The organism is Arsukibacterium sp. MJ3 (assembly GCF_000987765.1).
GTDB lineage: Bacteria > Pseudomonadota > Gammaproteobacteria > Enterobacterales > Alteromonadaceae > Alishewanella.
Window position 1 is genome coordinate 1 of the sequence record NZ_LAHP01000162.1, and the last position, 490, is coordinate 490.

Here is a 490-nt window from a genome sequence, read left to right on the forward strand (position 1 = left end):
CTGCTCAAGATAATCTTCATTTATATGTGCTTTGCGCTGTTTTCGTGGCACGCTCATCGCTTTACTGGTTTCTGCTCGAAGCATGTTTAACCCCAGATGGCTCATGGTGGCCATATTTGCCGCCGCATGGCCGCGGAATATCTGGTTATCGTCCCCTTCCATGCTGACATCAAGCACCCAATGCATCTTATTCTCAATGCCCCAATGACTACAAACTGCTTTGGCAAACCGCTGGCTTGTTAAGGGCGCTGAACTGATAAAATAACGGTATTCCAGACGGCTCACTTTGTGCTTTTCCATCCGATAACTTATTGCTAAGCCTATAGTTTTTAAGTCAGCCCATGCTCCAGCAATGCTCGCTGGCAGCACACTGCTTTCCAGCACATGATAGGCACGATACTCAATCCGACCGCGGTTTTTTTCGACTGAACTGAGTTCTTCTGGTTCAGATTTCAGGTGCGCTTTAAACACAGCTTGAATACCTTCGTGT

General features: G+C 47.1%; 1 protein-coding gene. It reads right to left on the bottom strand.

The annotated features are described in order from the left end of the window. Nucleotides 1-471, bottom strand: a 471-nt coding sequence (locus VT06_RS17290; protein WP_235357479.1) for an ISAs1 family transposase, incomplete at its 3' end; no start/stop codon positions are given. Between the last annotated feature and the right edge of the window lie 19 nt (nt 472-490).